Origin of the sequence: Pseudomonas sp. Tn43 (assembly GCF_014192635.1) — a bacterium.
GTDB lineage: Bacteria > Pseudomonadota > Gammaproteobacteria > Pseudomonadales > Pseudomonadaceae > Aquipseudomonas.
The window spans coordinates 554,397-568,543 of the sequence record NZ_JACHYG010000001.1; the positions used below are offsets into that span (position 1 = coordinate 554,397).

The window sequence follows — 14,147 nt, forward strand, 5'->3', positions numbered from 1 at the left end:
GGTTCTTTCAATGTAATGGGCTCTCAGAGTTACCTGAAACTTTTAACGTGCTTTTAATCGATTCTAAATATTGAAAAAACAAGGAACACATGAAACATGATAAGCATCATGACATTCCTATGGCGTGACTTGACCTAGTTTTTTAATATGAACTTTCTAACGTTGAGTTTATGTGTTCTTTATAGCTTTTTAATGAAAATTTCTTGTAATAAGTATCCAGTGCAGACTTGCTCAGCTTTTCGTACAGCGGGCTACTAGGCGGAGGAAGTTTTAGCAGGACATCCTCAAGGCTGCTTTGATTGGCAGGGATGAAGAGAAAACCATCTTGCTCGTGGTTAACGATCTCTACCAGACCACCATGGCCCGCAGCTATCACTGGTTTTCCGACGGAGAACGCTTCGATCGCTACTCGACCGAACGGCTCCGGCTTCGTGGAGGGGACAACAACATAACTTGCCCATTGAAAGTGCTCGGTTGGATCCGAGCAAAAAGGGAAAAACTCAACATTGTCGGAGATCCCATATGAGTTTACTTTCTCGATTAAATCCTTTTCTAGGTATTCGTATCCCTCAAAAGGGCTACCCACTATCCTTATGTGAAGGTCATCTCCGGCGTTATTGGCTATCTTTCCAATTACATCAATAAAAAAGTCTTGCCCTTTCCATGTGTTTATCCTGCCGATCAAGAGTAGATTCTTACGGTCTCTTTCAATACGCATCGACGGGACGCTGTAAAGGGGGGCTACACCATTGTAAATCACTGTTCCCGGAAGATTAAAAGCGGCCTTCGTAGCCTCGGAATTGAATATTAATTTTGCACCTGAGAACCGCAGAAGCAAACGGAAGATCATTATGAGTTTCTTGTCTGGAATTTCTCGGATGTGGCAAAAGAAACTCTTCTTCGAAAATCTATAAAACCCAGCAGCAAGCAACGCGGACACCATAACGGTCGTGTTTATGTATATTGCATTAAACTCCTTATATTTCTTTGTGTAATACAAGGCTGCCTTAATTAGTTCTATGCCATAGCTGATAGGGGTTTTCAGTTTTTGTTTTCTCAGTATTCCGTAGGGGTAATACTCTATTTCGGCCCCTATGCATTTAACTCGAGCAGAGAGCCCCCCAAGAAAAGGTAGAATGCAATAGATTTTCTTTTTTGCGGAAATCGATTCAATCGCCGTAAGGAAACTTCGATCTGAACCGTACAGCTCGGAGCTTTGATGAAGGCAAAGTATTTCATCTCGCATAGGATTTCCTTGGGTTCAGTATGTGCAGCGAAAGTAACATCAGGGATAAATACCTGATATTTTTTTCTTTAAGGCATGTGTTTAGGCTAAACAACAGAACATATAATGATATTTTAAATTTGTGATGCTTGACGTAATCGAAAACTAGTGGCCGCGACAGTATGAGATTCCGGAATCGCTGAACCTTTTTGGTATAAGCTTGCCCGTTCTCTCGGAGTGCCGAGCTATGAGGAATTGATGCTTTGAGAATGAATATTTCGCTGTATATGTTTGCATAGTCGATGAAAAACCGTGTATCAACCCCATAAAAACTCAAGCGTTCATCAAACTTCAGCCCCCGCGACAGCGCTTCTTTAGAGATGACAGTCCCACTCATCATTGCCACGATACTTTTTGACGGGACGGCACCAGTCACCAGATCTTGCAAGTTCAACGCTCTGCCGCGAACCCCCTTTATGGTTCCAGGCGATATAAGGCTATTATTGAATAAAATTTGAGGTACAGCGACTGGCACACTGCTCCTGAAAAACACATCCAAACTGAATATATAATCATTCGTTATGCTGGAGTCGTCGTCCAAAACTATAAAGTAGTCCGAATCTGCACTGCGGGAGATTAGGGCGTTGTATACCTTTGAAAGGGGCTCGTTTTTTCCGCTGTGGTGATACGTTACTTCACCAGGCAGCGTGGGGATTGATGCCTCCCCAAACCCCTGTTCAGAGTTATCCCAAACTGAAAACTTTGGAAGAATTCTTGCCGATTGAAAATCCAGGGTGGCTAGAGACTTGAGCGTAGTGGTTAAACTAGGACTGGTAGAGTAAACCACAACAAGGAAGTTAACCTGTACTTGGCTCTGTATGTGCATCATGACGAACCTGATAGTTTAGCTACGATTGAATTGAACCAATGACCATTGTCGATGTGCGCCGATTAAGTTCTATTGCGGCTAGAGGAAATAGAATTGCATTAATGCATGCAATGGTACTCCCAATGGCAGTTGCAGCCCCCAACACACCCCAGGCTCCTAAAAGCCAATAAGTCACGAAGGGAGACAGTGCAACAGTCAAATACAGTGCTACGTTAAGATGGTAAATGCTTGAAGCGTTCTGGTAATAATACCCGCATACCGACGTAGAGCAATTTACAAAATAGCCAAACAATACGATATAACATGCAACGTGGAAGTTCTCCGGTATTTGCCCGCTAAACCTTACTAAGACCAGAAGAAAAAACAGATAAATGCAGGAGAAGGCAGTTAACTTCTTTGTATTGGACCAGAATATTTTTTTTATGGCTTGATAGTTGGATCTACTGGAAAGCTCTGAAAACTGAGGCGCGGATATAGAATTTATTGATACCGATATAAATATTGAAAGCATTGCCAGTCTTTGGAGTATGTTAAAGACCGAAGCAAATGAAGCGCCTAAAAGCAACGAGGCTAACAGAAAGGGTAACCAGCCAACTAGCTGGGTTCCTATTGTTGCGGATGCAAACTTCAGTTGCGAGGCTAGAATTTTATTCAGTGATTTTTTTGATAGTGCAGATATCGGCGCCCACGTCATGCTTGCTTTTTTTGCAAGCACAACAGAGAGAATCATGTAAATTAGAATGGAGGCATAGAAGGAGGCTACAATCGTTGTGTCGGGAGTTAAGGACAGAAAATCAAAGTGGATGGCGAGTTTAATCGCTAGATAAAAGGCCAAAAAAACCCAGGGCTGAATGACATTGATACCCAGGATTTGAATGATGGTCTTATGCCTGGCTTGATATATAAAAAAAACCGTATTGGCGGCAGAAAACAGAGGGATCAATAAAAATATAAGAAGTATTGACGAGTGATCATTGCTAGTGCTTGATATGTCACTCCAGTGTTGGACGTAGAAACTTCCAAGAAAGTATGTCATTGGGATCAGTATTGAGCCCATTAAAAGGCTAACCACTACAGATTGATTGAAGCAGTCCTGCACTTCCTCGCTGGATTGTTTGTAGTAATTTCTTACCAAGTGGATGTCCGATCCGAAGCGCGCTATGACTGCGGAGATCTGAAATATAGTGTAAACAACAAGAAACAGACCCGCCAAATCACTGCTTTCTATTTTCAGAATAACAATATTTGCAAGCAATACTGCTATGGCGCCGGTAATTCGAACGCATAGCAAGTGAAGTGATTTCGATTTCAGTATATTCATTGTGATCTTGGTAGCCAATTGTTTAAGTAGTTGACTTCAATAGCCTGATCGCTTTTGTGTCTGACCAAGTTGGCTGAGATGACCAGCAAGATCCAGGTCATACAATTACAGTAATATATGGACCTGGATGGATGCTGGAACAGTGATATCATTGCAATGGCGCTAGTATGCCGAAAACGAATACATGATTATTTCAGCTTAAATGCATGGCTACCAGTTGCCAAACTGTCCAAGACTAAAGCCCCACTTCACTCACAAAGCTACTGGCGGCCTATGGAGTAATACTTAATGCCTTTGTCTTTAAGCTTTTGAGGGTTGAAAAGATTTCTTCCGTCAAATATTACAGGCTCGCGAAGCTGGCTTTTAATTTGATCTAGATCGGGCGCTTTGAAGGCCTGCCATTCGGTAATGATGATTAACGCATCGCTTTCTTTTAAAGTCTCTTCTTTGGTTCCGCATAGACTCAAGTCATCACGATTGCTGTAAATACGTTGAGTTTCTTCCATCGCCTCCGGATCATACGCTCTAACCTTGGCGCCACTTTTCCATAGAGCCTCAATCAGTACGCGACTAGGTGCTTCACGCATATCATCCGTATTCGGTTTAAAACTTAAACCCCAAAGAGCGAATGTTTTTCCTGCAATATTTCCATCGTAGTGGTTAATTATTTTTCTGAAAATCACGCTCTTTTGATCGTTGTTTCTTGCTTCTACCGACTTCAGAAGTGTTGCATCAAAGTCTAGCTGTTCGGAAGCTTTAATGAGAGCTTTTACATCTTTAGGAAAGCAAGATCCACCATAGCCGGATCCAGCATAGATGAAGTGATAGCCAATTCTTGGATCTGAACCTATGCCTTTTCGCACCATTTCGATATCAGCCCCGAGCATTTCTGACAAGTTAGAAATCTCATTCATAAAGCTGATTTTTGTAGCAAGCATGCAGTTAGCTGCATATTTCGTCAGCTCCGCGCTGCGAATATCCATGACAATTATTTTTTCGTGATTTCGATTGAATGGAGCATAGAGGTCACGTATGACTTCTTCTGTGCTAGCTTGCTCTGTTCCGACAATTATCCGGTCTGGACGCATGCAGTCAGATACTGCAGAACCTTCTTTTAAAAATTCTGGATTCGATGCAACGTCAAATGAGAGATCAGTGCGACCGCGTTCAGAAAGTACGCTCGCAACTCGGTCTCTCACTTTATCAGCCGTCCCAACAGGAACGGTAGATTTGTTAATGATAATGCAATTGCTCTCAATGTTACTTGCTATCGTTTCTGCAACGGCCAGCACATATTTTAGGTCCGCAGATCCGTCCTCGTCAGGAGGTGTGCCTACCGCAATGAATTGAACCTCTCCATGTTTCACTGCAGTTATAGCATCTGTAGTGAATTTCAATCTTCCAGCGCTGTAATTCTCTTTAACTAAGACTTCCAGTCCAGGCTCATAGATTGGAATAATCCCCTGTTCCAGATTTCTTACTTTTTGCTCATCTACGTCCACACAAATTACATCGTGGCCAATCTCGGCGAGCACCGCCCCTTGAACAAGACCTACGTAGCCAATTCCGAATACAGTGACTTTCATGATGATTACCTGTGATACAAACGTTGTTTTTTGGCTCACGCCGTCCACTGAAAACCGAAGTAACCTTAGGCTCTTTGATAGCCCTTAAAGAGAATGACCGATGAGGAAGGAGGCGGTATAAGACACGCTACCGCCCCAGGATTTTTCGTCATTTTCCTCAGGACGTGGTGGTTTCCATGAAATATCGGTTTGATCATGCCTATTGGCTAATGACCCGGCGCAGCAATAACGATAAATATTCAAGAACAGTAACGCCGTCAAAAATCTAAACTTATGACGCGACCCTAATAATACTCATCAACTTTTGTCAGAGGCGTAGTCATAATGGTAATAACCATAATCACTGTAGCCATATTTATTGGAGGCCTTTTTCTCCACGCCGTTAAAAATCGCACCTTTAATGGCAACGCCATTCTGGGAGAACCGACGGACCGTCAACTCAATTTCTTTCGCCGGGTTCAGGCCATAGCGCGTCACGATCAGGTTAGTCCCAGACAAGCGTCCGACGATCGCCGCGTCTGTCACTGCCAATATCGGTGGCGTATCGAGAATTACCAGATCGTATTGCTTGCTCGCCTGCTCCAATAATTTGCTGAAATTGGCGTGCATCAGTAACTCGGAAGGATTGGGCGGGATCTGACCTCGACTGACAAAATCGAAGTTGTCGATTGTGGTCTTATGGATAGCGGTAGCCACATCACAGCGCCGGGCCAGGATATCGGAGAGCCCATTGTCTGCAGGAACACCTAACACTTTGTGCAGATAGCCCTTGCGCATGTCGACATCGATCAGTAATACCCGCAACCCGGTTTGTGCTATCACCACCGCGAGGTTGACCGACACGAAGGTTTTACCCACCTGAGGGCTAGGCCCGGAAATCATCAGGCGGTTATTGTCGGCTTCGTGCATGGCGAAGTGCAGACTGGTACGCAGACTGCGCAACGCCTCGATCGCCAGATCGGTAGGATGGCTGACGGCCAGCAACGTAGTACCTGCCCCGGAGCGCCCTCGTCCACGGGAGATTTTGTCTTCTTCACTTTTCTGCAGAATGCTGTAAGGAATCGACGCGTAGACCGGCAACCCAAGTTGCTCAATGGCTTCGGGACTTTCCAGCCCTCGGTTCAGCGCCTTGCGTACCAGCACCAGGGCCACCGCCAGGAAGCCGCCAAGAATGGTAGCGATCAATACAATCAAAGCTTTTTTCGGTTTGACCGGCTTCAGGAAATTGACATCCGCAGTATCGATCAGGCGCACGTTACCTACGGTGCCCGCACGCATTACATCCAGCTCCTGAGATTTATTCAGCAGCTGGGTATAAATGGCCGTACCAACCTCCACATCCCGGGTAAGACTCAGGAGTTCTTGCTGGGTGGAGGGAAGGCCCTCCACTTTGGACGCCAGACTTTTCTGCTTGCTGCTCAATTCACCAATCTGCGTCAACAAGGCGCGATAGGCGGGATGTTGGCGGGTGAATTTACGGTCCATCTCGGCTTGCTGCAGCTTCAACTCGGAGATGCTGGTATCCAGCCCGACAATCTGATCGAGAATGGCTTTGGTTTCGAGCGTGATGTCCACGGACTTGCTGCGTGTCTGGTATTCATTCAACGCATTCCCGGCTTTTTCCAGGTCCTTCTTGACCACCGGAAGTTGCTCTTTGAGAAACGCCAGGCTCTGCGCGGCCTCAGCGGAAGTACGCTCTACGTTTTGCCGCACATAAATAGCGGCAATTTCATTGAGGGTTTTAATGGCCTTATCAGGATCTGTGCTTTCCAGCGCCAGACCGATCATGCCCGACTCTTTTCCGCGCTCGGCTACATCCAAATCCTCTTGGTAATCGAGGATGCTGGCCAGGCGAGAATTGCGGATGATAGTGAAGCGGGTTCCAGGATTGGCGTGCATTTCTTCTATTTGGAACGCAACGCCATTTTGTTCGAAAAGTTGCCCAGCCTGGCTGGCCGCCAAAACGTTGTCGTCTTCGTCCACCAAGGTGTAATGACCGTTTTCACCCGCGGTCAGGGTCAACTTCTTGCCCAGTAGCGAGTCGGGAAGTTCCAGTTTGAATATCTTCAGCGACTCCCCTCCCCAGGCGAAACTGTTCAGTCCCAACAAAGGATCGGATATTTCACCGGGATTTTTATTCTGGAACCGACGCGCCAGGAACTCACCGACAACCGGGAAGTACATCGGTTGTATGACGATATCAAGTTTCAGGTTATCAACCGTCTTGCCAATCACCGCACGAGACTTGATCAGTTCGATCTCGGTCGCCGAAGGCGACTCTTTTCCCAACATGCTGCTGACATCGGAAAAGCCCAACAAATCGTTCTTTTTCGCTTCAACCTGCAACAGCGCATTTGCCTGGTATACCGGAGTTGCAAGCACCGCGTACGCGGCCCCAGCCACCATGAAGGCGCCGGTTATCGCGGCAATCAGCCATTTATGGTCGATGAGTGTTCCAAACAAGCCGAGAAGATCAATCTCGTCATTGTCGTCGTCCCGCACGTTAACTACCGGTGCTTGCTGCATAAGTCGGATTCTTTGCCTTTATTCGATTCAATAAGGAGTGGCCATCAGCGCGCCAGGCGCTGTGCCCATGCGTGTACGGCTTCTTCGATCAACGCATAAGCGTGCACAAATGCAGGTTTGCCTTGACGGTAGGGGTCGCTGATTTCGCGATCGTCTTGCCATTTGCCCAATAGCAACACTTTGCCTCGCGCTTCAGGGGCAATGTTGAGCACGCCACTGACATGTCGCCGCTCCATCACCAGAATCAAGTCCGCCTCACTGACGGCTTGAGAGGTGAGCTGAACGGCTTGGTGCTCATGGGGCAGATGACCATGTTCGGTGAGCACGGCGTGTGCCGTCGACTCGATGGGTTTGCCCACCAAGGCAGCGAGGCCAGCGGAACTGACCTGGATATCGGAATGAACGAGCGCCCCGCGCAGCAAATGCTCCGCGGTGGGACTGCGGCAAATATTGCCGACGCAGACAATCAAAACCCTTTTAAGCAAGATAACATTCCCCGTCTTGTCAACATTGGCGGTGACATAGCACTTGCCGAACATAAGAGCTTTAAACTACGAATGAATCCGGGTATTCATAACCCGGTAACTGCAACTGAAACTTTCAAACCATCAGTGCGTATTTATTACCATGACGCTTGAACAGCCCCCAACTTTTTCTCCAGACAAAAAATAACATTTCACTCTTTGAGCGTGAAAATAACAGTGCAGGAATTTATCCAGACAATTTCTAACAATTGTCGTTTTCCCGCGACCGTTCAATCTAAATTACACCGAAACAGCGAACGGTTAATATATAGCCGTTCCGTTAGTGCTTTGCCAGGGCGTCGGCCATTCGATTAGAAGTTAGGTAAAGAGATGCCTTGGGCAATAACTTTGTTTACAGCGGGTTGTATCAGGAGCATGCCGTGGAACAACCAGGCGTGCTCGCCTATCAACCGACCGCACGATTTTCTCTGCCTGCGCCTCGCTTAACCATGGCGTACAGAGTTTTCACAGCCCCTGCAGGGTTGCGAATATTTTTCTCGAGTGATCGGGCCATTTAGAGCCCGCACTCTTCAGCGTGCCGGTTTCGACAATTGAGTCGAACCTTTCCTACTGCCATTACTCATCTGTCTACTTTCAAGGACGCTTCCATGATTCGTAAATGCCTATTCCCTGCTGCCGGCTATGGGACCCGTTTTTTGCCTGCCACCAAGGCCATGCCGAAGGAGATGCTGCCGATCGTCAATAAGCCGCTGATCCAATACGCCGTCGAGGAAGCGCGCGACGCCGGCCTGCAACATATGGCCATCGTCACTGGCCGGGGCAAGCGAGCGCTGGAGGATCATTTCGATGTCAGCTTCGAGCTCGAACACCAGATTCGCGGCACTGATAAGGAGCGATTCCTGGAAGGCACTCGTGAGCTGATCGATAACTGTACTTTTTCCTATACCCGCCAAGTAGAGATGAAGGGCCTGGGTCACGCCATTCTCAGCGGTCGTTCGCTGATCGGTGATGAGCCATTCGCCGTGGTGCTGGCCGACGACCTGTGCCTGAACCTTGAGGGCGATGGCGTGCTGGCGCAAATGCTCAAGCTCTACGAACAGTTCCGTTGCTCGATCGTGGCGATCCAGGAAGTGCCCCGTGAGCAGACGCAAAAGTACGGCGTGATTGCCGGCGAGCTGATTCGCGAAGGTATTTACCGGGTCAACAGCATGGTCGAAAAACCCCGCCCGGAAGACGCCCCGTCCAACCTGGCCATTATTGGTCGGTACATTCTGACCCCCGATATCTTTGACCTGATCGCCGACACCGAGCCTGGCAAGGGCGGTGAAATCCAGATCACCGACGCCTTGATGAAGCAGGCCCAGAACGGTTGCGTGCTGGCTTACAAATTCGAGGGACAACGCTTCGATTGCGGCGGCGCCGAAGGTTACATCGAAGCGACCAACTTCTGTTTCGAGCACCTGCACAAGAACACCTTTTGACGGCGCTGAACCCTGACAATCGTGTGCGTTATCGAATTGATTTTTTGGTCTTTATTACCCTATGGACGAAGCCTCTATGAAGACATTGAGCGGTTTCAAGGCAGATGACAGTCGCCGCCCGTATGGCGCTGACCTTAAGAACAACCTCGCGTACCTCATCGTGCGTGCCTATGCATCGGAGCTGATTTTTGCGCGGGTGCAGAAACAGCCGGTGCTGCTGGTGGAACGCATCGGTGCCTTCCCCTCTTCCGGGGAAATCCGCCGTCGTGTCAAGGATGGGCCGGCGTTGATGGCGAGCATCAGGCAACGTTATGCCGCCGATGCCCTCGACATAGACGAGAGTGATGGGCTGAACCTGGTCTTTACCGACTGGCGTCTCAGCTTGCGTCTTCTGGAGGATGGTTGCGTGACGTGCCTGACCGTGGAAAGCCGCGGCGACAGCTCGTTCATGCAGCACAAAACCGCCGAGGTGCTGAAGCACATCGACGCCGAGAGGGTATTCAAATGAACGCGATTGCAGAGCACACCGCCAAAGCCTGGTATCTGCTTCAGTGCAAGCCCAAACAGGATGAGCGCGCCCAAGAGCATTTACAGCGTCAGGGCTACGCCTGTTTTCGTTCGACCTACCGGCGTGAGCGCGTTTTGCGCGGGCAGCGTCGGGTGATCAGCGAGTCGTTGTTTCCGGGCTATCTGTTTATCCAACTGAGCCTTCAGGACAGCTGGGGCCCACTGCGCTCGACCCGTGGCGTTTCGCGAGTGGTCGGGTTCGGCGGTCAGCCATTGCCGATCCGCGATGCGCTGATCGACGAGCTCCAGGAGCAAGACGGTCAGGCGATCGTCACAACGTTGTTGAGGCACGGAGATACGGTGCGCATCACTGAAGGCCCGTTCTCTGATCTTGAGGCGGTGTTCCTGGCCATGGATGGCGAGGAACGGGTGCTGTTGATGATGAATTTCCTGCAACGTGAACAGCGCATCAGCCTGCCATTGGCTGGGGTTAACAAGATTTAGATACGGGCCTTGAGTCAAAAAAAAATGTGGCGAGCAACCTTGCTCGCCACAGACCTACGCCCCTGTCGAGAGATGATTCCAGTCGATCCAACCCAAAAACCATGTCGCCAGAATCAGCAAACCGAATGCAATCCGGTACCAGGCGAACACCGCATAACTATGATTGGCGATGAACTTGAGCAAACCGCGCACGGCAATCATCGCAAAGAGGAATGCGGCAACAAACCCCAAGGCAAACACCGGCAAGTCTGCAGCCTGGAACAGGTCCCGGTACTTATAGCCCGAATACACTGCGGCCCCCACCATCGTCGGCATCGCCAGGAAGAATGAAAACTCGGTAGCCGTCTTGCGTGACAGGCCAAACAGCAACCCGCCGATAATCGTCGAACCCGAGCGCGAAGTGCCGGGAATCATTGCCAGGCACTGTGCGCATCCGACTTTCAAGGCATCGGTCCAGCGCATCTCGTCCACGTGATCGATAACCACCACATGCTCGCGTTGCTCTGCCCACAACATGATGATGCCACCTGTCACCAGCGCCACGGCCACGGTGATCGGGTTGAAAAGATACTCATGGATTTTGTCGGCGAACATCACACCCAGCACAACCGCCGGCAAGAAACCGATCAATAAATTCAAGGTGAAACGTTGCGCATTGCGCTGGGTCGGCAAACCGGTAGTGATCTCCAGAATCTTGCGACGAAACTCCCAGACGACCGCCAGAATGGCCCCCAACTGAATGATGATATTGAACGCCATGGCTCGCTCTCCGCCGAAATCGAGCAAGTCCGCGGCAATGATCTGATGACCGGTACTGGAGATGGGCAAAAACTCTGTAAGCCCTTCAACCAATCCTAGAATCGATACTTGCGTGGTGGTCCAGAAGTCCATTAATCCCCCGTTAAACCCTTTCGGCTGAAAGGTCTGTTGATGATGCCGAACATTTGATTCTGGTCGCGCTTAAACCTGTCGGACCAGCGGAGGATTAAAGCGCACTCTCTGCCCGCTTGAGCTAAACGTTATAAAACGTCCATGTCGCAGCGCCGGGAGCCGCGCTCCTGAAATGCCCTTCGATCCGAGGACGCCTGTAAATGAAATTCTTTGCAGAATCGGCACTTGTATATCGCGAATTCATGGATGCCACTCATCGTCGGATCGTTGACGTTTAGGCTTGGGGCGCGCGCAATGTTCTACCCAAAAATGATCGCCCAAGAGAACATTTCATATGGCAAAGATCATAGTGCTCGCCGGTGACTTCCCGCAGTGCGACGGGGAATATCACCTTGGAACCATCACCCTCAAAACCTCCCTCAAGCCCCGGGTTGGAACCAGCTTCCCGGTCTCGGAATTCAAGGACCTGACCGTTCAGAACACTGATTCCAACAAAAATATAAAGAGCGCCATCGGCCTGGGACTCGCAGGTGCCATGTTGCTCGGTCCCGTCGGCGCCATTGCCGGCTACCTGCTCGCCGGAAAAAATACCGAAGTGACTTTTATGGCCACCTTGAAGGACGGCGAAAAGCTGCTCGCGGCGACTGACAGTGACACCTTCCAGGATATTTCGGCGCGCGCCCTGAAAAAATCCCGCGCGGGCCGCCGAGGTTCCAGCTCATCTCACAACGAGTCCATTCATTGATCCGCTTGCCCGGCGACGGCGAGAATGTTGCAGGGCACCCGATACAGAACATGCTCCGTGGTACTGCCCACCCATTTTTCCAGCCCCTTGCGGTGCGCATTGCCCATGACGATCACGTCGGCCCGGTGATGCGCAGCAAAGTCGGCCAGTGCCTTGCCTGGCGGCCCTGCAACGAAGTGTTGCCGTTCGGCGGGCACGCCGTAATGATCGGCCAATGCCATGAATGACTTATGCAACGACTTGCGCAGGTCGCTGTTGAAGCCGGGCATCGTCACTGCACCCGCGCCCGCATCGGATATATGCGTCTGCGATAGATCGTAGGCATACAGCAGATGCATTTCTGCATGGCATTGGATTGCCAATTCGTTCGCTGCCTGGACGATCAGGTCGTTGATTCCAGTGATCTGAGTCTCTGGATGCGACGGATCGACAGCCGCCACGATCACCCGCGGAAGTGGGCAACTGACTTCACTGACCAGATGAACAGGCACCGGACATTCGCGCAGCAGATGCCAATCCAGAGGCGTAATGAAAACGCGCTTGAGCGCCGACTCATGCTGCACATCCTTGATGACCAGATCCGCCTGCGTTGTTGTCACGTGCTGAAGGATCTCTTGCAGCGCGTCGCGAGTGAACAGCACCTCGGTACTCAGGTTGATCCCGCGTCCACGAATCAGATCGGCTTCATCCTTGAGCCATTTTTCGTTCTCTTGCTGGCAAGCCTCACGAAACCGCGCACTGGCATGGATCAAACCCAGGATGTTGAAATCTTCGATAAATACCGTGATATGCAGCGCTGCGCCCGTGGCTTCGGCAATGGCGACGGCTCGCTGCAGCGCCGGCGTGTGACGCATGGTGGGGCCGGCTATTAGAAAGAGTCGTTGATACTGGCTCATGTCATACCTCCAAACGTTCTGGGATATCTGCTCGCGCCCCCAGTCTCTTGTCTGTCGCACCGCCAGCGATCTGCTATCGCTTCAATAACCCGGATGCGACACAATCAATATACGCCTGGATTCAACTAACCCGCCAAGAGGTGGTTCATCGTAACCCCTACGATGAACCCATCCCGACGGCTAGTTGATTGACGATGCTACGTTACTTCTTTGCATACTGCGCGCCATGTGGATCATTAAGCTTGACTTGCATCAGCTGCCATTCACGCTGAATAGTCGCATAAGGGATAAAGATGCTGACCCGCTGAGCGCCCTTTAACCCAGGGTGAAAACTGACGTCATTAAGCGTCGTGGAGAAAAAACCGACATTGATGCCGACAATGTTGCCGTCACTGCCAATAACGGGACCACCCGACATCCCTTTAATCATCGGGGCGTCATGGATGGAATAGCGTTCGCCGCTGCCTTCATCACTGTTGATGAAAGGCGCCGGGTACACTTTGCCTTGCCCGGTGACGGTGGTCATGTAGGGGCTCGCGCCCACGGCAGTGATGTGTTCACCCACACGCGGTTCGCGCCATGACGGGTAGCGGCCGTCGGCCTTGTGCTGGATGAAAACCAGGTCGCAACCAGTGCTGCAGGTGTATTTCACGTTGCGAACGAGAGGGGTGTGACGCGTGGTGACGGCATAGTCTTCGTTCCATTGCACAGCCGAGGCCATGTACAGATAAGGCAAAGGAAAGCCCGAGAAGACGGAAAAATATGAGTCATTGGCAGGCCCCGACAAGTCGGGCTTTACCATACCGTTGCATCCTGCAATACCAGCTCCTATTAAAAAGTAGGTCATGATTTTAATCATGATGATCACCGACTTATAAGGAGGATTTGATTTTTATTGTGGCGATTTTTTTAATTGTCTGGCTTTTGTTCTTCCTCGCAGCCTGCTCCGGTGCGTTTATTTATGGCTGAAGTTGTAAAGAATGCGTACAACTAAATTGTGCTAAGACTAATTACTTTTCGATCCATATACAAAGTTGCAAATATTTGACGCCTGAAAAATGACACGGCGACAAATAAAAACAGAAATCAAA

14 protein-coding genes are annotated in these 14,147 nt (G+C 49.7%); 5 read left to right on the forward strand and 9 right to left on the reverse strand.

Annotated features, from left to right (window positions below; all coding sequences use genetic code 11):
• Positions 1–142: 142 nt before the first annotated feature.
• The 6 genes from FHW68_RS02460 to FHW68_RS02485 all read right to left on the reverse strand — a co-directional run bounded on the left by FHW68_RS02460 (position 143) and on the right by FHW68_RS02485 (position 8,032).
• Positions 143–1,246 (reverse strand): glycosyltransferase family 4 protein, encoded by a 1,104-nt coding sequence (locus tag FHW68_RS02460; protein ID WP_183678545.1) that lies wholly within the window; start codon positions 1,244–1,246, stop codon positions 143–145.
• Entirely contained in the window at positions 1,236–2,114 is an 879-nt protein-coding gene (locus tag FHW68_RS02465) for a glycosyltransferase (protein ID WP_183678547.1), read from the reverse strand. The genes FHW68_RS02460 and FHW68_RS02465 overlap by 11 nt, the downstream gene beginning before the upstream one ends.
• Positions 2,115–2,133: 19 nt before the next feature.
• Positions 2,134–3,435: a lipopolysaccharide biosynthesis protein gene (locus FHW68_RS02470; RefSeq protein ID WP_183678549.1), complete on the reverse strand. Its 1,302-nt coding sequence runs from the start codon at positions 3,433–3,435 to the stop codon at positions 2,134–2,136.
• 260 nt (positions 3,436–3,695) lie between these two features.
• A complete protein-coding gene (locus FHW68_RS02475; protein ID WP_183678551.1) occupies positions 3,696–5,021 on the reverse strand; it encodes a UDP-glucose/GDP-mannose dehydrogenase family protein in 1,326 nt (441 codons plus the stop codon).
• A 297-nt stretch (positions 5,022–5,318) separates the two neighbouring features.
• The gene (locus FHW68_RS02480) at positions 5,319–7,547 is read right to left on the reverse strand and encodes a polysaccharide biosynthesis tyrosine autokinase (RefSeq protein WP_183678553.1); all 2,229 of its coding nucleotides are present in this window, start codon (positions 7,545–7,547) and stop codon (positions 5,319–5,321) included.
• Between the two features lie 44 nt (positions 7,548–7,591).
• Complete coding sequence (locus FHW68_RS02485) at positions 7,592–8,032, reverse strand: low molecular weight protein-tyrosine-phosphatase (protein WP_260296343.1); 441 nt, start codon at positions 8,030–8,032, stop codon at positions 7,592–7,594.
• On the opposite strand from FHW68_RS02485, the gene FHW68_RS27125 reads away from it, so the two are divergent.
• The 4 genes from FHW68_RS27125 to rfaH all read left to right on the forward strand — a co-directional run bounded on the left by FHW68_RS27125 (position 7,946) and on the right by rfaH (position 10,524).
• The gene (locus FHW68_RS27125) at positions 7,946–8,185 is read left to right on the forward strand and encodes a hypothetical protein (protein WP_260296358.1); all 240 of its coding nucleotides are present in this window, start codon (positions 7,946–7,948) and stop codon (positions 8,183–8,185) included. The two genes, FHW68_RS02485 and FHW68_RS27125, sit on opposite strands and share 87 nt — an antisense overlap.
• Positions 8,186–8,679: 494 nt before the next feature.
• Entirely contained in the window at positions 8,680–9,513 is an 834-nt protein-coding gene (galU, locus tag FHW68_RS02490) for a UTP--glucose-1-phosphate uridylyltransferase GalU (RefSeq protein ID WP_095632899.1), read from the forward strand.
• A gap of 76 nt (positions 9,514–9,589) precedes the next feature.
• On the forward strand, positions 9,590–10,021 hold the full coding sequence (locus tag FHW68_RS02495; RefSeq protein WP_183678557.1) for a phosphomannomutase: 432 nt from the start codon (positions 9,590–9,592) through the stop codon (positions 10,019–10,021).
• A complete protein-coding gene (gene rfaH, locus FHW68_RS02500; RefSeq protein WP_183678559.1) occupies positions 10,018–10,524 on the forward strand; it encodes a transcription/translation regulatory transformer protein RfaH in 507 nt (168 codons plus the stop codon). Before FHW68_RS02495 ends, rfaH begins: the two co-directional genes overlap by 4 nt.
• 54 nt (positions 10,525–10,578) lie before the next feature.
• On the opposite strand, the gene FHW68_RS02505 is transcribed toward rfaH, so the two are convergent.
• Positions 10,579–11,415, reverse strand: coding sequence for an undecaprenyl-diphosphate phosphatase (locus tag FHW68_RS02505; protein ID WP_095632902.1), 837 nt, complete (start codon positions 11,413–11,415; stop codon positions 10,579–10,581).
• Between the two features lie 334 nt (positions 11,416–11,749).
• On the opposite strand from FHW68_RS02505, the gene FHW68_RS02510 reads away from it, so the two are divergent.
• On the forward strand, positions 11,750–12,160 hold the full coding sequence (locus FHW68_RS02510) for a hypothetical protein (protein WP_183678561.1): 411 nt from the start codon (positions 11,750–11,752) through the stop codon (positions 12,158–12,160).
• Here the strand turns inward: FHW68_RS02510 and FHW68_RS02515 are convergent.
• Both FHW68_RS02515 and FHW68_RS02520 read right to left on the reverse strand, forming a co-directional pair.
• Entirely contained in the window at positions 12,154–13,056 is a 903-nt protein-coding gene (locus FHW68_RS02515; RefSeq protein WP_183678563.1) for a universal stress protein, read from the reverse strand. The two genes, FHW68_RS02510 and FHW68_RS02515, sit on opposite strands and share 7 nt — an antisense overlap.
• Before the next feature lie 202 nt (positions 13,057–13,258).
• Positions 13,259–13,858: a serine protease gene (locus tag FHW68_RS02520; protein WP_095632905.1), complete on the reverse strand. Its 600-nt coding sequence runs from the start codon at positions 13,856–13,858 to the stop codon at positions 13,259–13,261.
• Positions 13,859–14,147 lie beyond the last annotated feature (289 nt).